This is a genomic window from Nocardia harenae NBRC 108248 (genome assembly GCF_001612885.1).
In the GTDB taxonomy this organism is placed as follows: domain Bacteria; phylum Actinomycetota; class Actinomycetes; order Mycobacteriales; family Mycobacteriaceae; genus Nocardia; species Nocardia harenae.
This window is the reverse complement of record NZ_BDBH01000007.1, coordinates 496,377-515,196: the sequence shown is the minus strand read 5'-3', so window position 1 is coordinate 515,196 and position 18,820 is coordinate 496,377. Positions and strand designations below refer to the sequence as shown.

The window sequence follows — 18,820 nt, the reverse complement described above, 5'->3', positions numbered from 1 at the left end:
CCGCATGGCTCGAACCCTGCTGGTCACCAATGATTTCCCGCCCCGGCCGGGCGGCATCCAGTCCTACCTGCAGGCCCTCGCCGAACAGCTCCCGCCGGACGACCTGGTGGTCTACGCGCCGCGCTGGCGCGGGGACAGCCACGAGAAGTTCGACGCCGCGCAGAAGTACCGCGTGGTGCGGCACCCGACCACGCTCATGCTGCCCACCCCCGGGGTGCTGCGCCGAGCCGGGCGGCTGCTCCGCGAACACGGCTGCGACACCGTCTGGTTCGGCGCCGCCGCGCCGCTCGCGCTGCTCGCGCCGCAGCTCCGCCGGGCGGGCGCGGAGCGCATCCTGGCCAGCACGCACGGCCACGAGGTGGGCTGGTCCATGCTGCCCGCCGCCAGGCAGTCGCTGCGGGTGATCGGCGACCACACCGATGTCGTCACCTACGTCAGCAAGTACACCCGCGGCCGGTTCGCCGCCGCCTTCGGCCCGGACGCCGCGCTGGAGTACCTGCCGCCCGGCGTCGACCCCGAGGTCTTCCGGCCGGACCGGGCGGCCCGCGCCGAGCTACGCGCCCGCTACGGCCTCGGCGACCGGCCCACCATCCTGTGTCTCTCCCGGCTGGTCCCGCGCAAGGGGCAGGACGCGCTGATCGCGGCGCTGCGCCCGGTGCGCGCGCAGATCGACGGCGCGGTGCTGGTGATCGCGGGCAGCGGGCCGGACGAGCAGCGGCTGCGCAGGCTCGCCGAGCGCGCCGGCGTCGCCGAGCACGTGGTCTTCACCGGGCGGGTGCCGTCGGGCGAGCTGGCCGCGCACCACACCATCGGCGACGTCTTCGCCATGCCGTGCCGCACCCGCGGCGCCGGGCTCGACGTGGAGGGGCTCGGCATCGTGTTCCTGGAGGCATCGGCGAGCGGGGTGCCGGTGGTGGCCGGGCGCTCCGGCGGCGCGCCGGAGACCGTGCGCGAGGGCGAGACCGGGTACGTGGTCGACGGCCGCTCGGTGCCGCGGCTGGCCCGCGCTCTCGTCGACGTGCTCGGCGACCCGGACCGCGCCGCCGCCATGGGCGCCGCCGGGCGCGAGTGGGTGCAGCGGGAGTGGCGCTGGGACAGCCACGGCGCCCGGCTCCGGCAGCTGCTGCGCTGATCGGCAGCACCGGCGGTCGGCTGCGTCACATCGGTCCATTACAGTCACCCGGGTGAGCAGCATCGTGGTCGCCGACCAGACCTTCGTCGCCGCGCCGGGGGCGGCCGTCGCGGAGGTGCTCGGCGCGCCGAACAACTGGCGCCGCTGGTGGCCCGGCCTGGAGCTCGAGGTCCGCGAGGACCGCGGGGAGAAGGGCATGCGCTGGACCGTGAGCGGGGCGGTGACCGGCTCCATGGAGGTGTGGCTGGAGCCCTCGCTGGACGGGGTGATCCTGCACTACTTCCTGCACGCCGACCCGGCCGGCGCGCCGCCCGCCCCGCGCCGCCTGGCCGCCCTGGTGCGCGAGCGCCGGATCGCGGGCAAGGAGATGTCGTTCGAGATCAAGTCCCGGCTGGAGGCGGACCGCCCGGCCGGCGTCACACCGGGGCCGGACCTGCTCGTCTCCTGAGTTCCGAGCCCGACCACCGCACCCGTCGAAAGGAACCGCCGCCAGCCATGGCCGACCGGACCCAGAGATCGATCGTCGTCGAGGCCCCCGCGGAGCAGGTGATGGCCGTCATCGCCGATCTCGGCCGGTACCCGGAGTGGGTCGCGGCGGCGAAGTCCGTCGAGGTGCTCGAGGTCGGCCCCGACGGCCGCGCGGGCACCGCCCGCTTCGTGCTGGACGCCGGCGTCGTCAAGGACACCTACGTACTGCGCTACAACTGGCGCGGGGACGGCCGCGCGGTGAGCTGGACGCTGCTCGACGGCGAGCTGCAGAAGGCGCAGGACGGCAGCTACGAGCTCACCGACCAGCCCGATGGCGGCACCAGGGTGGTGTACGAGCTCACCGTCGACCTCAATATCCCGATGATCGGCATGTTCAAACGCAAGGCGGAGAAGGTCATCACCGACACCGCGCTGAAGGAACTGAAGAAACGGGTCGAAGGCTGACCGGTCAGCGGACCCGGCTCGAACTGTTCGTCGGCAAGGGCGGGGTCGGCAAGACCACGCTCGCCGCGGCCACCGCGGCGGCGCACGCGCGGGCCGGGCGGCGGGTGCTGATCGCCTCGCTGGACCAGGCGCACTCGCTCGGCGACGCCTTCGGTTTCCGCTTCCCGCACGACGCGGGCACGGTGGCCGGGATCGCGACCGTCGCACCGAATCTGGAGATCGTCGAGCTGGATTCGCTGGCGCTGCTGGAGGATCGCTTCGCCGAGGTGGTCCGGATGCTGGCCGCCGACGCCAGGCACCGGCACGACGGCATCGACCCCGGCGCGCTCGACCCGGCCGAGCTCACCGGGCTGCCCGGGGTGCAGGAGCTGCTCGTGCTGGTCGAGGTGGCGCAGTACGTGGCCGAGGAACAGTACGACCTGCTGGTGCTCGACTGCCCGCCCACCGCCGACATGCTGCGCATCGTCAGCGCGCCGGACACCCTGCTCGGCTACCTGAGCCGGATCTGGCCCGAGCACGACCGCGCGCTCAGCAGGGCGGGCACCGACCTGCGCCGCGCGGTCCTCGCCGCCACCGTCGACCGGATCGTCACCACCGTCACCGAGGTGCGCGACCTGCTCGCCGACCAGGGCCGCACCAGCGCCCGGCTGGTGACGCTGGCCGAGCGGCTCGCCGCCGCGGAGTCCGCGCGGGTGCGCTCGGCGGCCGCGCTGCTCGGGCTGCGGCTGGACGCGGTGCTGGTCAACAAGGTCCTCCCCCCGGTGCCGCCGGTGCCCGACCTCGCCGCCGCGCACCCGTCGGTGCGCTGGTACCTGGGGCTGCGCGCCGAACAGCTGGCCGTCCTCGACGAGCTGCGCCGCGCCATGCCCGAGGTCCCGGTGCTGGTCACCGAGCACCGCGGCGCCGAGCCGATCGGCGCCGACGCGCTGGCCGCGCTCTCGATACCGGTGGACACGGCTCCTATGCTGGGCGACAACCCCGCCGACGGGCCGGGCCCGGTGGTGAGCCGGGAATCGGGCAGCGGCCTTTCGTCGGTGTACACGCTGCGGATGCGGCTGCCCGTCGTCGATCCGGCGACGCTGCGACTGGGACGAGTGGAGGACGAGTTGATCGTGGGAGCGGACGGGGTCCGGCGGCGGGTGCCGCTGGCGCCGGTATTGCGGCGTTGCACGATCTCCGGCGCCGAGCTCGACGGCGGCGCGCTGGTGGTGCGGTTCCACCCGGACCCGCAGGAGTGGCCGCGATGACCGAGCGGGAGCCGGAGGACGAGCTCGCCGAATTCGCCGCTGAGCTCAAGCTGCTCGCCGAGGCGGTGCTGGAGCGGGTCGAGCCGGTGCTGCGGCGCAGCGCCGCCACCGGCCGCGCCGACTGGGAGAGCTGCAGCTGGTGCCCGGTCTGCGCGGCCGCCGCGCTGGTCCGCGGCGAGCGGCACGATGTGCTCGCCGCCATCGCCGACCACGGCACCGCCATCGTCACCGTGCTGCGCGAGGCGCTCGCCGGGGTGCCGGTCGAGCCGGTGCGGTTCGATCCGGAGCCCGGTGTGCCGCACGAGCATTCGCGCTCAGGCTCCGGGCGTACGGGGGCGCGGGCAGATCCGGCTGCGACGGACGGCCCACCCGGCGCCGGGCACTCGGATCGCGCGCACCCCGGCCCGGCCACCTTCGACCCGGGCGAATCCGGCACGCTCCCTTCCGTTGCGGACGAATCCGCCGAGTCCCCTCCCCGTGCGGACGAGTCCGGCGCGGGACGGCCCGATATCCCGGGTGCGGCCGCCGGCGACCCGCCGGGCGCGGCGCGGAAGCGCCGGTTCCGGCGCGGGGACAGCGGGTACGTCGACATCCCCGTGACCGTCCGGCGATGACCGGCCGCAGCACGGGCGGCGCCCCCCTCACCGTCGGCGTCGATGTCGGCGGCACCAATATCCGCGCCTCCGTCGTCGACGCCGACGGCGAGGTGCTCGACACCGTCGCCGCCCCGACCCCGCACTCCGCGAAGGCGCTCGACGCCGCGCTCGTCCGCACCGTGCGCGAGCTGTGCCAGCGCCACGACATCGCCGCCGTCGGGCTCGCGGTCGCCGGGTTCGTGGACGCCGACCGCGCCCGCGTCCGCTTCGCCCCACATCTGCCATGGAAGGACGCGCCGGTCGCGCGCACGCTCACCGCGAAGCTCGACCTCCCGGTGGTGCTCGAGCACGACGCCAATGCCGCCGCCTGGGCCGAGTACCGCTTCGGCGCCGCCGCGGGCGGGCACAACGCGGTGCTGATCGCGATCGGCACCGGCATCGGCGCCGCGCTGCTCGTCGACGGCGAGCTGTACCGCGGCACGCACGGCATCGCGCCGGAGCTCGGGCACCTGCAGATGGTGCCGGACGGCCGCCCCTGCCCGTGCGGCAAGCGCGGCTGCTGGGAGCGGTACTGCAGCGGAACGGCGCTCGCCGACACCGCCATCGAGCTGCTCGCCACCGACCCCGTCAGCTCGACCGTGCTCGCCCGCGAGGTCGTCCGCGAGCCGGGTTCGCTCACCGGTCGCCGGGTGGCCGCCGCGGCCCAGGACGGTGACCCGCTCGCGGTCCGGGTGCTCGCCGACTTCGCCCGCTGGCTCGGGCTCGGGCTGGCCTTCGTGAGCGATATCTTCGACCCCGATCTGGTGGTCGTCGCAGGCGGCGTCAGCACCTCCGCCCCGCTCTTCCTCGACGAGGCACGGGAGCACTACGCGCGCTCGGTCACCGGGGCCGGGCACCGCCCGCTCGCCCGCATCCGCACCACCCAGCTCGGCGAGGCGGCGGGCATGATCGGCGCCGCCGAACTCGCGCGCGCGGCACTGGTCACGGCCGCCGGGTGACGGCGACGTTGCTGTGTGGTGAAACGCACCGCTCGGATTGGATGTGATGTATACCCGGCGGTAGAGTCGAAAGCAGAGTCGTCGTGTCGGTCCCGCTCGTCATCACCCGGTCCGGGGGAAGGATGCCATGTTCTACTGGCTGCTGAAGTTCGTGCTGCTGGGACCGTTCCTGCACGTCTACAACCGGCCGAAGGTCGAGGGTGTCGAGCACATCCCGGCCGACGGCCCGTGCATCATGGCGGGCAACCACCTCTCCATCGCGGACTGGATCTTCGCTCCGCTGCTCAGCCCGCGCCGGATCAACTACCTGGCCAAGGCGGAGTACTTCACCACCCCCGGCCTGAAGGGCAGGCTGAAGAAGATGTTCTTCAGCGGCACCGGCCAATACCCGATCGATCGCAGCGGCGCCGACGCCGCGGAGGACGCGCTGAACGCCGCCAGCAGGCTGCTCGACCAGGGCAAGCTGGTCGGGCTCTACCCGGAGGGCACCCGCTCCCCCGACGGCAGGCTGTACAAGGGCAAGACCGGCATGGCACGGCTCGCGCTGGAGACCGGCGTCCCGGTGATCCCGGTCGCCGTGATCGGCACCGACAAGGTCAGCCCGCAGGGCGGTTTCCGCTGGCGGCGGCATCGGGTGACGGTCAAGTTCGGTGCGCCGATCGACTTCTCGCGGTACGAGGGGATGTCGGGCAACCGCTTCGTCGAGCGCGCCGTCACCGACGAGGTCATGTACGAGCTGATGCGGCTCAGCGGCCAGGAGTACGTCGATGTGTACGCCGCGAGCCTGAAGAAGGGCGTGCCCAACGGTTCCCGCCCCGCCGCCGCCGAGGCCGCGCGCATCCCGGATACCGCCGCGAGCTGAAGAGCCCGGCGCCGGCCGTAAGCGCTTCGTAAGACGTTCTCGAGCCGGAGCACGCAGACTGTCCGTCATGTTCAAGAAGTTGCTGGCGGCCGTCGGAGTGGGCGGCGCCGAGGTCGAGACCGAGCTGTTCACGCCGGGCACGCAGCCCGGCGGCGTCATCGAGGGCGTGGTGCGGGTGCGCGGCGGTCAGGTGCCGCAGCGCATCGACCGGATCGCCGTCGAGCTGGTCACCCGGGTCGAGCACGAGTACGAGGACGGTGAGACGCACCGCGACACCGGCTTCGGCGCGCACGACGTCTACGGCGGCTTCGACCTGGCGCCCGGAGCCTTCCACGAGTTCCGCTTCGGCGCTCGGGCGCACCTGGAGACCCCGATCACCTTCTTCGACGGCCAGGTGCTGCCGGGCACCTTCGTCGCGCTGCGCACCGTGCTCGCGGTGAGCGGCGCGGTGGACGCCACCGACAGCGACCCCATCGGCGTCGGCGCGCTGCCCGCCCAGCACGTCCTGCTGGACGCCGTGCGGCGGCACGGCTTCGGGCTGCGCAGCGCCGACGTCGAGCACGGGCGGCTGCACAACACCCCGCAGCAGCTGCCGTTCTTCCAGGAGATCGAGTTCGGCCCCTCGCACCACTTCCCGCGGCTCAGCCAGCTGGAGGTGAGCTTCGTGCCCGCCGAGCACGGCATGAGCGTGGTGTTCGAGGCGGACAAGCGCGGCGGGCTCTTCACCGAGGGCCGCGACGTCTACGACAACCTCTGGGTGGAGTACGCGAGCCTGCCGCACGTGGACTGGGTGGGCGAGGTCGGGCACCGGATCGGGCGGCTCGCGGGCCACTAGGTTCCGCCCGCCGCGCGCGGTGGGAATTACCGCTGGCGCGAGATATCAACCGCCCCTGGCAGACCCGGACCGCCACCGGTCCCGCGCGGATCCCGCGTGTGGCATCATGTCGCGCGGATACGAACAGGGAAAGCGGTATGGATTTCGGCTGGTTGCAGATCGCCGTCGTCGCGGTGGCGGTCGCGGCTCGATTGCTGGCCGGTGGCCGGCTGCACGACGTGACGGTGACGACGTTCGGAGTACCGCTGATACTCCTGCTCGGCCCGCTGGCGCTCGCGGGCCAGCACGCCCCTGCGCTCGCACACCCGGTGCTCATCGCCGCCGACGCCTGCGTCCTGGTGGCCGCGCTGCTCTTCCCGGATTTCGGCGAGTCCGGCCGCTACCAGATCCCGCTGCTCATGGTGCTCCGCGGCGAGCCCGCGCTCGCCTCGGGCAACCGGATCGCCCCCGCCTTCCTCGCCGTCGGCGCCCTGGCCCTCACCGGCTACCTCATCCTGCTCGCCGCGCTCTGGATCGTGATCGCGCTCAGCTGAGCGGTCACACAGCGGAATCGGGCATTCCGGTCGGCGGGAAAGGGGTGCGGAGCAGGCGGTAGGGGGCGCGCGAGCGGGCGCGCTGTGGTTGACTTTCGTGCCATGAGCACGTCGCACTTCGCCGCCGCCACCGAAGAATATCTGCCCCGCGATACCGCCGATGTGGTTCGCACCGTGCGGGATTCACGAGGTCGCGCGGAGCGGCTGGAGGTGCGCGGCGGCGAGCCGGTCGAGGACGGGCTCGACCTGCCGGATCAGCGCGCCGTCGTCTCCATGCGGCGGATGGACCAGGTGCTCGACATCAACCTGGGCCGGCGCACGGTGCGGGTGCAGGCGGGGGCGAAGCTCTCCGACATCGATCGCAGACTCGGGGCGCACGGGCTGGGGCTGCCGATCGTCGGCGACCACCGCGACATCACCGCGGGCGGCTTCGCCTCGGTGGGCGGGGTGAGCACCGCCTCGCACCGGCACGGGCTCTTCATCGACCAGATCACCGATCTGGAGTACGTGGACCCGGACGGCCGGATCGGCACCGCGGGCCGCGGCCACCACACCGAGCGGTTCCGCCGGATCCTGGGCGGCGGCGGCCGCGCCGGCATAATCACCGCGCTCACCCTGGACGTGGTCGAGGTGGACAAGGACCACACCTGGCTCACCACCGACGCCGACCGCTTCCTCGACTTCGACTCCTTCGTCGAGCACGCGCACGCGGAGATCAGCAGCCCGGGTGAGGCGGTGCTGCAGGTCGGCCGCTGGGTGGACACCGCGCGGCTCAAGGTCTCGCGCCCGGTCGGCACCGGGCACGTGCAGCTCGGCACGGTGCGCTTCGGCCAGTGGTCCAGCCTGCACCACACCACCCCGACCCGCTCGCTGCGCGCCCGCCGCGACCTCGGCAGCCGCACCCGCAAGTCGCTCGGCGCCATCGCCTCCGCGGCCAGCGGCAAGGCGGGCGCCCCGGTGCGCAATGCCGCCGCGGGGGCGCTCATGTTCGCGCCCAAGGTGCTCACCCTGCGCGATGCCGAGTACCTGGCCGACACGGTGATCAGCTCCGCCGAGCGCGGACCCGCCTATCGGGTCGGCATCTTCGCCCCGCTGGCCAACTACGCCTCGGTCTTCTACCGGCTGCACGACCTCTTCGCGGGGCTGCGCGAGGAGACCGGCTGCTTCACCGTCATCTCGGCCATGACGTACGGGGTCCGCTCGGACTATCTGCGGGCCGAAGCGGCGCGCCGGGACCTCCCCGGTACCGACCACGGCCTGATCGCCTTCACCGCCCGGCTGCGGCCATCGGCGCTGCCCTCCGAGCAGCTGCGCGGGCTGGTCGCCGAGATCGACGAGATCTGCCGCTCGGAGAACGCGCTGCGCTACGAGTCCACGCAGTAGGCCCCGGACAGCCGAGAGCGCCCCACCGGTACTCCGGCGGGGCGCTCGTCGTTCTGCGGGTCAGTGCTTCTCGGGACCCATGTGGTACTCGAAGACCAGCCCGGCCGCGGCGATGAGCACCAGCACCACGCCGGTGCCGATCAGCCAGAACTGGAAGAACGCCAGCCCGAGCGCGGTCACCGAGCCGGCCCCGGCCAGCAGGATCGGCCACGGGCTGCCGGGCGAGAAGAAGCCGAGGTCGCCCGCGCCGTCCACGATCTCGGCGTCCTCGTAGTCCTCGGGGCGCAGGTCGAGCCTGCGGGCCACGAAGCGGAAGTAGGTGCCGATGATCAGCGAGAGGCCCGCGGTCAGGACCATGGCGGTGAGGCCTGCCCATTCGATCCCGGTGCGGGACTGGGCGGTGAAGAAGCCGTAGACGGCGCCCACGATGATGAAGAACACCGTGAGCAGCTCGAAGATGCGCGCTTCGATCCTCATGTCAGATCAATCCCTCATTTGCTCTCGGGCGCGGCCGCGGTGCCCACCGTGCGGTCGGTGTCGAACGGCCTGGTGGAGGTGGCCACCGGCGACTCGCCGATGGATTCGAGCGCCTCGGCATTGGTCCGGCCCTGCTGCCGCGCCTCGAGGTAGCGGGTGAACTTCTCCGGCGTGACGGCGCGCACCTCGAAGTTCATCATCGAGTGGAAGGTGCCGCACATCTCCGCGCAGCGGCCGACGAAGGCGCCCTCCTTCTCGATCTCGGTGATCTGGAAGACGTTGTCGGAGTGGTTCTCCTTGGGGTTCGGCATGACGTCGCGCTTGAACAGGAACTCCGGCACCCAGAAGGCGTGGATGACGTCGGCGGCGGCGAGCTGGAACTCGATCACCTTGCCGGTCGGCAGCACCAGCACCGGCACCTCGGTGCTGGAACCGACCGTCTCGACCTTGTCGTAGTGCAGGTAGGAGAGGATGTCGTTGGCCGGCTTGCCGTGCACCGGGCCGGGCTGCGGGTGGCCGTGCTCCTCGTCGACCCGCTCCTTGTACTCCTCGAGCTGCTCCTGCGCCTGGTCCTCGCGGACGGTGTCGATGCCGTCGTAGCGGAAGCCGTCCTTGAAGTCGACGTTGCGGTAGCCGAACTTCCAGTTCCACTGGAAGGCGGTCACGTCGACGGTGACGTCCGGGTTGTCCACCTTCTCGTGCACGTAGTTCTGCACCACGACGGTGAAGTAGAAGAGCACCGCGATGATGACGAACGGGATCGCCGTGTAGGTGAGCTCGAGCGGCACGTTGTAGCCGGTCTGCCGGGGGAACTCCGGGGAGTCCGGCTTCTTGCGGTGGAACACGACGGTCCAGAAGGTGAGCCCCCAGACCAGCACCCCCATCGCCAGCGCGGCGACGACCGACCAGGTCCACAGCTCGCGCATCCGCGCGGCCTGCGGGGTGACACCCGAGGGCCAGCCGAAGCGCAGCCAAACATTGTCGATCGAGCAGCCGGAGACGAGCAGGGCGGTCATCCCGAGGGACACCACCAGCCCGGCCCGGCGAAGGACCCGGCTCCGCCGACCCCCGGCGGGGCGCGCCCCGATCTCTTCGCTCGCCTTGTGCGCCACGCTCACGCCTTCCTGGTCGCCACACATCCCGACTGATTCAGGGCACCTGAAAATGTCCTGAGTACTACGCAGCGTAGACCAAACCGGCGCCCCGGTCGCCGCCGGGTCGGCTTCGACACGCGTGACCGGGAGCTTCCCCCTCGGCCGTCCGCGCACCGCGCCGCCCCCGCGGGTGCGGCATACTCGGGCAGAACATTTCGACTTCCCCGGGCACCAGGCCCGGCCGACCGAATCGAGGGTGCCGACACCGTGTGTGGACTGCTCGGCTTTCTGACTTCCGACGTGGCGGCACCGGACACCGTGGAGCGGGTGTACGACGCCCTGCACTGCGTCCGCCATCGCGGGCCCGACGAGCGCGGCACCTGGCACGACGACCACGTCATCTTCGGCTTCAACCGGCTCTCGATCATCGATATCGAGCACTCGCACCAGCCGCTGCGCTGGGGCCCGGCCGGGAACCGCGAGCGGTACGCGCTGACCTTCAACGGCGAGATCTACAACTACCTCGAGCTGCGGGAGGAGCTGGCCACCGCGCACGGCGCCGAATTCGGTGACGAGCCGATCTTCCGCACCGAGGGCGACAGCGAGGCGATCGCGGCGGCCTTCCACTACTGGGGCCCGGAGGCGGTGCGCAGGCTGCGCGGCATGTTCGCCTTCGCGATCTGGGACACCGAGACCGGCGAGCTCTTCCTGGCCCGCGACCCGTTCGGCATCAAGCCGCTCTTCCTGGCCACCGGCCCCGGCGGCACCGCCTTCGGCAGCGAGAAGAAGAGCCTGCTGGAGTTGCTGCCCGCGCTCGGCCTCAGCGACAAGCTGGACCCGCGCGCGCTGGAGCACTACACCGTGCTGCAGTACGTGCCGGAGCCGGAGACGCTGCACGCCGACATCCGGCGGCTGGAGTCCGGCAGCTACGCCACCGTGCGCCCCGGCGCGGCGCCGGAGATCACCCGCTACTTCGAGCCGCGCTTCCCGGTGCGGCCGTTCACCGGAAATCCGCAGGACCGCTACCGGGAGATCGCGGCGGCGCTCGAGGACTCGGTCGCCAAGCACATGCGCGCCGATGTGACCGTCGGGTCGTTCCTCTCCGGCGGCATCGACTCCACCGCGGTGGCGGCGCTGGCCATGCGGCACAACCCCAAGCTGATCACCTTCACCACCGGCTTCGAGCGCGAGGGGTACTCCGAGGTCGACGTGGCCGCGGAGAGCGCGGCGGCGATCGGCGCGCGGCACATCGTCAAGGTGGTCTCACCCGCCGAGTTCGCCGCCGCCATCCCGGAGATCGTCTGGTACCTGGACGACCCGGTGGCCGACCCGGCGCTGGTGCCGCTGTACTTCGTGGCCAAGGAGGCGCGCAAGCACGTCAAGGTGGTGCTCTCCGGCGAGGGCGCGGACGAGCTCTTCGGCGGGTACACCATCTACCGCGAGCCGCTCTCGCTGAAGCCGTTCGAGCGGCTGCCGCGCGGGCTGCGGCGGCTGGCCGGGAAGCTCTCCGAGCGCATCCCCGACGGCACCCGCGGCAAGAGCCTGCTGCACCGCGGCTCGCTCACCCTGGAGGAGCGGTACTACGGCAACGCGCGCAGCTTCAGCGACGCGCAGCTGCGCGCGGTGCTGCGCGAGTTCCGGCCGGAGTGGACGCACCGCGACGTCACCGCCCCGATCTACCAGCGCTCCAGCGGCTGGGACCCGGTCACCCGGATGCAGCACCTCGACCTCTTCACCTGGCTGCGCGGCGACATCCTGGTCAAGGCCGACAAGATGACCATGGCGAACTCGCTCGAGCTGCGCGTCCCCTTCCTCGACACCGAGGTGCTGAAGGCGGCCGAGGGGCTGCCCTACGAGCAGAAGATCAGCCCGGACACCACCAAGTTCGCGCTCCGGCAGGCGCTGGAGGGCATCGTTCCCCCGCACGTGCTGCACCGGGCCAAGCTCGGATTCCCCGTTCCGCTGCGGCACTGGCTGCGCGGGACCGAGCTGCACGACTGGGCGCGGGCGCAGATCGCCGATTCGCAGACCGATCACCTGCTGGACAAGGCGGCTGTTTCGCGGATGCTCGCCGAGCATCGCGAGGGGCGGGCCGATCACAGCCGTCGGCTGTGGACACTGCTCGTCTTCATGGTGTGGCACGGGGTGTTCGTCGAGCAGCGGATCAAGCCCGAGATCCAGGAGCCGACCTACCCGGTCTCGCTCTGAGTCCTCAGGTCGACCACGCCGCGAGGAGTTCGGCGGGCCCGTAGGCCGCGTCGAGCCCCGCGCAGTCGATCCCGCTGCGCGAAACGGCCGGCACCGGCACCGGTTCGGCGGTGAGCGCCGCGCGGTGCCGGTGCAGCGCCGCGAGATCACGTCGTCTACCGACGAACTCCGCCATGCCACCTCCACCGGCCCGCAATTACTAACGCCCATGTTACTAACATGAATGTTAGTAACATGGGCGTTGCAACCTCGCGAGTTTCAGAGCACGCGCTCGATGTCGGCGGCGGCTTCGGGGCCGTACGCCTTGGTGAGCCGCTCGACGGCGTCGGTCTTGTCCAGCGCCCACTCCTGGGTCCCCATGGTCTCCAGGACGAGGACCGCGACCAGCGAGCCGAGCTGGGCAGCGCGCTCGAGGCTGAGCCCGGCCGCGTGCCCGGTGAGGAACCCGGCACGGAACGCGTCACCGACGCCGGTCGGCTCCACCTTGGTGTTCTCCGGGACGACGCCGACCTCGACGGTGGTCCCGTCCCGGTCGACGACGAGCACACCGTCACCGCCGAGCGTGGTCACCCGGATGCCGACGCGCGCGGCGACCTCCTCCTCGGTGAGCCCGGTCTTCTGCAGCAGCAGCGCCCACTCGTACCGGTTGGTGAAGAGATAGTCGGCGCCGTCGATCAACTGCACCGCCTGGTCCCCGTCGAGCCGTGCGAGCTGCTGCGAAGGGTCGGCGGCGAATCGAATCCCCAGTTCGCGGCACTCGGCGGTGTGCCGCAGCATGGCCTCGGGGTCGTTGGCGCCGACCAGCATCAGGTCGAACTCGTGCCGCTCGGCCAGCTCGCCGATGCCGATATCGCGGGATTCGCTCATGGCGCCGGGGTAGAAGGAGGCGATCTGCGCCATGTCGTCGTCGGTGGTGCAGACGAAGCGGGCGGTGTGCGCGGTCTCGGAGATCCGGACGGCGGAGCAATCCACCCCGCCCGCCTCCAGCTTGCCCCGGTAGGACTCGGCGAAGTCGGCGCCGACCGCGCCGACCAGCAGCGGGTTACCGCCGAGCTGGCCGATGGCGTAGGCGATGTTGCCCGCGACGCCGCCGCGCCGGATCTGCAGGTCGTCCACGAGGAAGCTCAGGGAGACGTGCTCGAGCTGATCGGCGAGGAGCGCGTCCGCGAACCGCCCGGGGAAACGCATGAGGTGGTCGGTGGCGATGGACGCGGAGACAGCGATGGTCACGAGGCGGAGTCCTTCGACGGTAGGCGGCCTGCGTGAGAGGCACGCAACGGCGTTGGGCCGGGACATCCACGTCCCGGCCCTCACCGTATCAATCGATCGTCAGTTGAAGGAGTCGCCGCAGGCGCAGGAGCCGGTGGCGTTCGGGTTGTCGATCGTGAAGCCCTGCTTCTCGATGGTGTCCACGAAGTCGATGGAGGCGCCCTCGACGTACGGCGCGCTCATCCGGTCCACCGCGAGGTTGACGCCGCCGAACTCGACGGTCAGGTCGCCGTCCAGGTTGCGGTCGTCGAAGAACAGCTGGTACCGCAGGCCCGCGCAGCCGCCCGGCTGCACCGCGATCCGCAGCGCGAGATCGTCGCGGCCCTCCTGGTCCAGCAGCGCCTTCGCCTTGGCGGCGGCAGCGTCGGTCAGCTTCACGCCGTGGGTGGCGGTTGCGGTCTCGTTCTGCACAGTCATGGACTCTCCTAGGGACAGCTGTGGTCGCCCGCGAGCGATGCACGCCGAATCGTGCCTATCGGGCAGGTTCAACGCCACTCGTCGGGCCGCTATTCCATCTTGCCACCCGCGGGCCCGGCCGCGCTGCCCGGGACCGGGGTAACGCGTGCTCGGCGTCATCGAATAGCCTGGTCGCGTGAAGTTGTTCCGTCGTGGCGAGTCCGATACCACCGACGCGACCGCCGTCACCACGGCGGACGCGAGTGCAGAGGCGGCCGGATCCGCGGCGGCGGCCACCGCCACCGCGGGCAAGGGCCGCCCCACCCCCCGGCGCCGGGATGCCGAGGCCCGCAGGCGCGGCCCGGTCGCCCCCGCGCCGATGACCTCCAAGGAGGCAAGGGCAAGGCGCAAGGCGAACCGCGGCAGCAGAGCGGATCGCAGGGAGGCCGCCGCCGAGCGCCGCGCCGCCGCCCAGGATCGCCGCGAGCGCATGCTGGCCGGCGAGGACAAGTACCTGCTGCCGCGCGACCGCGGGCCGGTGCGCGCGCACGTGCGCGACATCGTGGACGCCAGGCGCAACCTGGTCGGGCTGTTCATGCCGATGGCGCTGGTGCTGATCCTGTCCATGTTCGCCGCGCCGGGGCTGCAGACCATCGTCACGCTGGCCATGCTGGTGATGATGGCGTTCATGATCGTGGAAGGCGTCTTCCTCGGCCGGATCATCAACAACCGGGTGCGCGAGCGCTACCCGGACACCACCGACACCGGCTTCAAACTCGGCTGGTACGCCTTCGTGCGCGCCTCGCAGATCCGCAAGATGCGCGCCCCCAAGCCCCGGCTCAGCCCGGGTGACCCGGTCTGACACCCCAGCGCACGAGAACGGCCCGCCGGTAGCACCCGGCGGGCCGTTCTGGTTCGGGGGCGAGGTCACCGGTGATGACCCACCCGGGTGGCGAGCGCCGCCAGGTCGGCGCGGAATCGTTCGGCGTCCCGATCCTGGACGGTGCCGGCGCCGGCCCGGGCGGGACCGGCGGCGACGAGCGCTCCGAGCAGCAGGACGACGGCGAGGGCGAGCAGGAAACCAATCATGGCAGTAATTTTTCGCTCGTTGAGATTCCGCCGAAAGTGGCAGCTCTGACATTGTTCGTAAAGATTCAGCCAGCTACCCTGATGCCATGCTGCGGAAAGTCGCCGTCGTCCTGGAACAGAACATGGCCATGTTCGAATTCGGCGTGGTCTGCGAGGTCTTCGGCCTCGACCGCACCGAGCAGGGGCTGCCCGGCTTCGACTTCCGGGTCTGCGGCGCGGAGCCGGGGCGCCCGCTGCGCTCCTCGACGCCGGGCGTCACCGTCACCCCCGGCTACGGCCTCGACGAGCTGGCCGGGGCCGATCTCGTCGCCGTCCCGGCCTTCCCGGTGACCGCGCTGGACGACGGCCTCGACCCGCGGCTGGTCGACGCGGTGCGCACCGCGTCCGAGGCGGGAGCGATCGTGCTCACCGTCTGCTCCGGCGCCTTCCTGGCCGGCGCCGCCGGGCTGCTCGACGGCCGCAAGTGCACCACGCACTGGCGCTACGTGGACGATCTCGCGGCCCGCTACCCGGCCGCCACCGTCGACCCGGACGTGCTCTTCGTGGACGAGGGCAATCTGATCACCAGCGCGGGCACCGCCGCCGGGATCGACGCCTGCCTGCACCTGGTGCGCAGGGAGATCGGCAGCGCGGCCGCCAACGGCATCGCCAGGCGCATGGTGGTGCCGCCGCAGCGCGACGGCGGGCAGCGGCAGTTCATCGAGCGCCCCATCGCCGAGTGCACCTCGGACAGCATCGGCGCGACGCTGACCTGGATGAGCGAGCATTTGGAGCACCAGCACACCGTCGAGGAGCTGGCCACCCGCGCCCGCATGTCCACCCGGACCTTCGCCCGCCGCTTCGCCGCCGAGACCGGGACCACACCGGTGAAATGGCTCACCACCCAGCGCGTGCTCTACGCCAAGCACCTGCTGGAGGACTCCGACGAGGGGCTGGAGCGGATCGCCGGGCTGGCCGGGTTCGGCTCGGCGGCGCTGCTGCGGCACCACTTCCAGCGCCAGGTCGGGATCGCGCCCACCGAGTACCGGCGCCGGTTCGGCACCGAGCCCGGGTAGCCTGCCCGGCATGGGTGACTCCCCCGCCGGGCTCCGCACGCTGGTGCTCGGCGGCGCGCGCTCCGGCAAGTCCGCGCACGCCGAGGAGCTGGCCGGTGCCGCCGCCCGGGTCCGCTACCTCGCCACCGCCGTTCCCGACCCCGCCGACCGGGATTTCGCCGCGCGCATCGCCGGGCACCGGGTGCGCAGGCCGGCGGACTGGGAAGTACTGGAGGGCGCCGACCTGGCCGCCGTCCTCGCCGGGCACCCCGGCGATCCGGACCCCGCCCTCGCCGGGCACCGCGCGGACCTGGCCCCGGCGACCCTGGTCGACGACATCGGCACCTGGCTCACCGCGCGGATCGACGCGCTGGATGCCTGGGACGCACCGCGCGGCACCGTCGCACCGGAGACCGACGCCCTGGTCGCGGCGGTCGCCGGCTACCGGCACCGGCTGGTGCTGGTGAGCCCGGAGGTCGGGCTCGGGGTGATCCCGGCGACCCGCTCCGGCCGCCTCTTCCGGGACGAGATCGGCACCCTGAACCAGCGCCTGGCCCGGGTCTGCGACGAGGTGGTGCTGGTGGTGGCCGGGATTCCGATGCGGGTGAAGTAGCAGGCGGCCGCATCGGACACTATGGAGCGGCAGCGCGCGGCCACCGGCCCGCGCCGGAACGCGGAAAGGCTGACAGTGACACACGGATTCGAACCGGTCTCCGCTCCCGACGCCCTCGTGCGCGCGGCCGCCGTGGCGCGCCAGGCGCAGCTCACCAAGCCCGCGGGCGCGCTCGGCCGGCTCGAGGAGCTGGGGAACTGGGTCGCGGCCTGCCAGAGCGCCTGCCCGCCCGCGCAGTTCGAGCGGGCGCGGGTGGTGGTTTTCGCCGGGGATCACGGGGTCGCGCGGCACGGCGTGTCGGCGTACCCGAGCGAGGTGACCGCGCAGATGGTCGCGAACATCCTGGGCGGCGGCGCCGCGGTGAACGCGCTGGCCGCGGTCGCGGGCGCGACCGTCCGGGTCGTGGATATCGCGGTGGACGCCGACACCGGCCCCGATGTCTCCGCGCACAAGGTGCGCCGGGGCAGCGGCTCGGTGGACCGGGAGGACGCGCTCACCGAGGACGAGGTGCGCGCCGCACTCGACGCGGGCGTGGCCATCGCGGACGAGGAGATCGACGCGGGCGCCGACCTGCTGATCGCCGGCGACATGGGAATCGGCAACACCACCCCCGCCACGGCGCTCATCGCCACCCTCACCGGCACCGAACCGGTGGCCGCCATCGGCCGCGGCACCGGGGTCGACGACGCAGGCTGGAGCCGCAAGCTGGCCGCCATCCGGGACACCATGCGCCGCACCCGCCCGGTCGCCAAGCAGCAGCCGGTGGCGCTGCTCCGGGTCGGCGGCGGGGCCGATATCGCCGCCATCACGGGGTTTCTCGCCCGCGCCGCCGCCAGGCGCACCCCGGTGATCCTGGACGGCACGGTGGTGACCGCCGCCGCGCTGATCGCCGAGGACCTGGCCGACGGCGCCAAGGCGTGGTGGGTGGCCGGGCACCGCTCCACCGAGCCCGCGCACCGGCTGGCGCTGCGCCACCTGCACCTGGAGCCGCTGCTCGAGCTGGACATGCGGCTCGGCGAAGCCTCCGGCGCGCTCGCCGCGCTCCCGCTGCTGCGCGCCGCCGTCGCCGCCATCGGCGAGATGGCGACCTTCGGCGACGCGGGCGTCAGCACCAGGGGCGAAACCGCCGCTCCCGCAGCGAACCTGCGAAAGTGAGCCGGGCGATCCCGGTCGCCGAGCCCCTGACGGCCGCCTCCCCGCCTGCCGAGTTGCTGACCGCCGCTTCGACCGCGCGGGCCGCGGCTCCGCGCGCTCGGCGACAGGTGCCCGCCCTGGACCACCGACGACGGGCGGTCCGGTGATCACCGGATTGCGGCTCGCCCTCTCCTGGCTGACCGTGCTCCCGGTGCGCGGGCCGGACGAGATCGACCGCGGGGCGGCGGGGCGTGCCATCGCGGCGGCCCCCGGCGCGGGACTCCTGCTCGGCGCCTTCGCCGCCGCGACCCTGTGGGCGCTCACCGCGGCGGGCGCCACCACGACCCTCGCGGGGCTGCTCGCGGTCGGCGCCCTGACCGCGGGCACCCGAGGCATGCACCTGGACGGCCTGGCCGACACCGCCGACGGCCTCGGCTGCTATGGCCCGCCCGAGCGCGCCCGCCGCATCATGAAGGACGGCGGCATCGGGCCGTTCGGCACCGCCGCGCTCCTCTTCGCCGTCCTCACCCAGGCACTCGCCTTCGCGGCGCTCGCGGACGCCGGACAGTGGGCGGGCGTGGTGCTCGCGGTCGCCACCGGCCGGGTGGCGGCGGTGCTCGCCTGCGTGCGCGCTCCCGCCGCCCCGGACACCGGCTTCGGCGCCCTGGTCGCCGCCACCCAGCGCCCGCTGACCGCCGCCCTGTGGGTCGCCGCCGCCCTCGCCGCAGCCGCCCTGCTACCCGGCACGGCCCCCTGGCACGGCCCGCTCGCGGTCGCCGCCGCCCTCGCCGCCGCGGCGCTGCTGACGCAGCATTGCGTCCGCCGTTTCGAGGGTCTCTCCGGCGATGTGCTCGGCGCGGCAGTGGAATCGGCCACCGCCACCACCGCCGTGCTCCTCGCCCTGGGCTGATCCGGTCGAAACGTTCCGAAAGCCCGATACCCCACCCGGAATTCGGAGATATACCTCGCGACCAGTGCAATTCAGCT

Annotated in this window: 22 protein-coding genes; 16 read left to right on the top strand and 6 right to left on the bottom strand. The window is 72.5% G+C overall.

What is annotated here, in order from left to right:
- The first annotated feature begins 4 nt into the window (after positions 1-4).
- From NH2_RS17950 to NH2_RS17905, 10 genes are all read left to right on the top strand, one after another.
- Positions 5-1,132 carry a glycosyltransferase family 4 protein gene (locus NH2_RS17950; RefSeq protein WP_067655127.1) on the top strand — a complete coding sequence of 376 codons (1,128 nt, stop codon included), beginning with the start codon at positions 5-7 and terminating at the stop codon, positions 1,130-1,132.
- 52 nt (positions 1,133-1,184) lie between these two features.
- Positions 1,185-1,580 (top strand): SRPBCC family protein, encoded by a 396-nt coding sequence (locus NH2_RS17945; protein ID WP_067655124.1) that lies wholly within the window; start codon positions 1,185-1,187, stop codon positions 1,578-1,580.
- A gap of 47 nt (positions 1,581-1,627) precedes the next feature.
- Positions 1,628-2,065, top strand: a complete 438-nt coding sequence (locus tag NH2_RS17940; RefSeq protein WP_067655120.1) for an SRPBCC family protein — start codon at positions 1,628-1,630, stop codon at positions 2,063-2,065.
- On the top strand, positions 2,062-3,312 hold the full coding sequence (locus tag NH2_RS17935; RefSeq protein WP_245650650.1) for an ArsA family ATPase: 1,251 nt from the start codon (positions 2,062-2,064) through the stop codon (positions 3,310-3,312). Before NH2_RS17940 ends, NH2_RS17935 begins: the two co-directional genes overlap by 4 nt.
- Positions 3,309-3,926: a hypothetical protein gene (locus NH2_RS29905; RefSeq protein ID WP_245650627.1), complete on the top strand. Its 618-nt coding sequence runs from the start codon at positions 3,309-3,311 to the stop codon at positions 3,924-3,926. The genes NH2_RS17935 and NH2_RS29905 overlap by 4 nt, the downstream gene beginning before the upstream one ends.
- A complete protein-coding gene (locus tag NH2_RS17925) occupies positions 3,923-4,906 on the top strand; it encodes an ROK family glucokinase (protein WP_067655117.1) in 984 nt (327 codons plus the stop codon). Before NH2_RS29905 ends, NH2_RS17925 begins: the two co-directional genes overlap by 4 nt.
- A 127-nt stretch (positions 4,907-5,033) precedes the next feature.
- A complete protein-coding gene (locus tag NH2_RS17920; RefSeq protein ID WP_067655114.1) occupies positions 5,034-5,768 on the top strand; it encodes a lysophospholipid acyltransferase family protein in 735 nt (244 codons plus the stop codon).
- Between the two features lie 67 nt (positions 5,769-5,835).
- Entirely contained in the window at positions 5,836-6,603 is a 768-nt protein-coding gene (locus tag NH2_RS17915) for a sporulation protein (protein WP_067655111.1), read from the top strand.
- Between the two features lie 137 nt (positions 6,604-6,740).
- A complete protein-coding gene (locus NH2_RS17910) occupies positions 6,741-7,136 on the top strand; it encodes a hypothetical protein (protein ID WP_067655108.1) in 396 nt (131 codons plus the stop codon).
- A gap of 102 nt (positions 7,137-7,238) precedes the next feature.
- Positions 7,239-8,519 carry an FAD-binding oxidoreductase gene (locus NH2_RS17905; RefSeq protein ID WP_067655106.1) on the top strand — a complete coding sequence of 427 codons (1,281 nt, stop codon included), beginning with the start codon at positions 7,239-7,241 and terminating at the stop codon, positions 8,517-8,519.
- 60 nt (positions 8,520-8,579) lie between these two features.
- Here NH2_RS17905 and NH2_RS17900 read toward each other — a convergent pair whose 3' ends face one another.
- Together NH2_RS17900 and ctaC are read right to left on the bottom strand one after the other, a co-directional pair.
- Positions 8,580-8,996 carry a cytochrome c oxidase subunit 4 gene (locus NH2_RS17900; protein WP_067655104.1) on the bottom strand — a complete coding sequence of 139 codons (417 nt, stop codon included), beginning with the start codon at positions 8,994-8,996 and terminating at the stop codon, positions 8,580-8,582.
- A gap of 14 nt (positions 8,997-9,010) precedes the next feature.
- Complete coding sequence (ctaC, locus tag NH2_RS17895; RefSeq protein ID WP_067655801.1) at positions 9,011-10,012, bottom strand: aa3-type cytochrome oxidase subunit II; 1,002 nt, start codon at positions 10,010-10,012, stop codon at positions 9,011-9,013.
- Positions 10,013-10,357: 345 nt separating this feature from the next.
- Here ctaC and asnB point away from each other — a divergent pair, with 345 nt between their 5' ends.
- Positions 10,358-12,298, top strand: coding sequence for an asparagine synthase (glutamine-hydrolyzing) (gene asnB, locus NH2_RS17890; RefSeq protein WP_067655101.1), 1,941 nt, complete (start codon positions 10,358-10,360; stop codon positions 12,296-12,298).
- 4 nt (positions 12,299-12,302) lie between these two features.
- Here asnB and NH2_RS28875 read toward each other — a convergent pair whose 3' ends face one another.
- From NH2_RS28875 to NH2_RS17880, 3 genes are all read right to left on the bottom strand, one after another.
- Positions 12,303-12,473 carry a hypothetical protein gene (locus NH2_RS28875; protein ID WP_218021724.1) on the bottom strand — a complete coding sequence of 57 codons (171 nt, stop codon included), beginning with the start codon at positions 12,471-12,473 and terminating at the stop codon, positions 12,303-12,305.
- A gap of 83 nt (positions 12,474-12,556) precedes the next feature.
- Positions 12,557-13,528 (bottom strand): carbohydrate kinase family protein, encoded by a 972-nt coding sequence (locus NH2_RS17885; protein ID WP_067655098.1) that lies wholly within the window; start codon positions 13,526-13,528, stop codon positions 12,557-12,559.
- A 99-nt stretch (positions 13,529-13,627) separates the two neighbouring features.
- The gene (locus NH2_RS17880; protein WP_067655095.1) at positions 13,628-13,984 is read right to left on the bottom strand and encodes a HesB/IscA family protein; all 357 of its coding nucleotides are present in this window, start codon (positions 13,982-13,984) and stop codon (positions 13,628-13,630) included.
- Between the two features lie 175 nt (positions 13,985-14,159).
- Here NH2_RS17880 and NH2_RS17875 point away from each other — a divergent pair, with 175 nt between their 5' ends.
- A complete protein-coding gene (locus NH2_RS17875; protein WP_067655092.1) occupies positions 14,160-14,825 on the top strand; it encodes a DUF3043 domain-containing protein in 666 nt (221 codons plus the stop codon).
- A gap of 65 nt (positions 14,826-14,890) precedes the next feature.
- On the opposite strand, the gene NH2_RS28870 is transcribed toward NH2_RS17875, so the two are convergent.
- On the bottom strand, positions 14,891-15,052 hold the full coding sequence (locus tag NH2_RS28870; protein ID WP_157103831.1) for a hypothetical protein: 162 nt from the start codon (positions 15,050-15,052) through the stop codon (positions 14,891-14,893).
- 86 nt (positions 15,053-15,138) lie between these two features.
- Between NH2_RS28870 and NH2_RS17870 the strand changes: the two genes are divergently transcribed.
- The 4 genes from NH2_RS17870 to NH2_RS17855 all read left to right on the top strand — a co-directional run bounded on the left by NH2_RS17870 (position 15,139) and on the right by NH2_RS17855 (position 18,743).
- Complete coding sequence (locus tag NH2_RS17870; protein WP_067655082.1) at positions 15,139-16,107, top strand: helix-turn-helix domain-containing protein; 969 nt, start codon at positions 15,139-15,141, stop codon at positions 16,105-16,107.
- 10 nt (positions 16,108-16,117) lie between these two features.
- A complete protein-coding gene (locus NH2_RS29900; protein ID WP_067655079.1) occupies positions 16,118-16,699 on the top strand; it encodes a bifunctional adenosylcobinamide kinase/adenosylcobinamide-phosphate guanylyltransferase in 582 nt (193 codons plus the stop codon).
- A 75-nt stretch (positions 16,700-16,774) separates the two neighbouring features.
- The gene (gene cobT / locus NH2_RS29895; protein WP_067655798.1) at positions 16,775-17,854 is read left to right on the top strand and encodes a nicotinate-nucleotide--dimethylbenzimidazole phosphoribosyltransferase; all 1,080 of its coding nucleotides are present in this window, start codon (positions 16,775-16,777) and stop codon (positions 17,852-17,854) included.
- Between the two features lie 145 nt (positions 17,855-17,999).
- Positions 18,000-18,743 (top strand): adenosylcobinamide-GDP ribazoletransferase, encoded by a 744-nt coding sequence (locus tag NH2_RS17855; protein ID WP_067655795.1) that lies wholly within the window; start codon positions 18,000-18,002, stop codon positions 18,741-18,743.
- Positions 18,744-18,820 lie beyond the last annotated feature (77 nt).

Coding starts and splice junctions, on each gene's coding strand:
- NH2_RS17950 (WP_067655127.1), top strand. CDS start 5: ATGGCTCGAACCCTGCTGGTCACCAATGATTTCCCGCCCCGGCCGGGC.
- NH2_RS17940 (WP_067655120.1), top strand. CDS start 1,628: ATGGCCGACCGGACCCAGAGATCGATCGTCGTCGAGGCCCCCGCGGAG.
- NH2_RS29905 (WP_245650627.1), top strand. CDS start 3,309: ATGACCGAGCGGGAGCCGGAGGACGAGCTCGCCGAATTCGCCGCTGAG.
- NH2_RS17925 (WP_067655117.1), top strand. CDS start 3,923: ATGACCGGCCGCAGCACGGGCGGCGCCCCCCTCACCGTCGGCGTCGAT.
- NH2_RS17920 (WP_067655114.1), top strand. CDS start 5,034: ATGTTCTACTGGCTGCTGAAGTTCGTGCTGCTGGGACCGTTCCTGCAC.
- NH2_RS17915 (WP_067655111.1), top strand. CDS start 5,836: ATGTTCAAGAAGTTGCTGGCGGCCGTCGGAGTGGGCGGCGCCGAGGTC.
- NH2_RS17910 (WP_067655108.1), top strand. CDS start 6,741: ATGGATTTCGGCTGGTTGCAGATCGCCGTCGTCGCGGTGGCGGTCGCG.
- NH2_RS17905 (WP_067655106.1), top strand. CDS start 7,239: ATGAGCACGTCGCACTTCGCCGCCGCCACCGAAGAATATCTGCCCCGC.
- NH2_RS17900 (WP_067655104.1), bottom strand. CDS start 8,996: ATGAGGATCGAAGCGCGCATCTTCGAGCTGCTCACGGTGTTCTTCATC.
- ctaC (WP_067655801.1), bottom strand. CDS start 10,012: ATGACCGCCCTGCTCGTCTCCGGCTGCTCGATCGACAATGTTTGGCTG.
- NH2_RS28875 (WP_218021724.1), bottom strand. CDS start 12,473: ATGGCGGAGTTCGTCGGTAGACGACGTGATCTCGCGGCGCTGCACCGG.
- NH2_RS17880 (WP_067655095.1), bottom strand. CDS start 13,984: ATGACTGTGCAGAACGAGACCGCAACCGCCACCCACGGCGTGAAGCTG.
- NH2_RS28870 (WP_157103831.1), bottom strand. CDS start 15,052: ATGATTGGTTTCCTGCTCGCCCTCGCCGTCGTCCTGCTGCTCGGAGCG.
- NH2_RS17870 (WP_067655082.1), top strand. CDS start 15,139: ATGCTGCGGAAAGTCGCCGTCGTCCTGGAACAGAACATGGCCATGTTC.
- NH2_RS29900 (WP_067655079.1), top strand. CDS start 16,118: ATGGGTGACTCCCCCGCCGGGCTCCGCACGCTGGTGCTCGGCGGCGCG.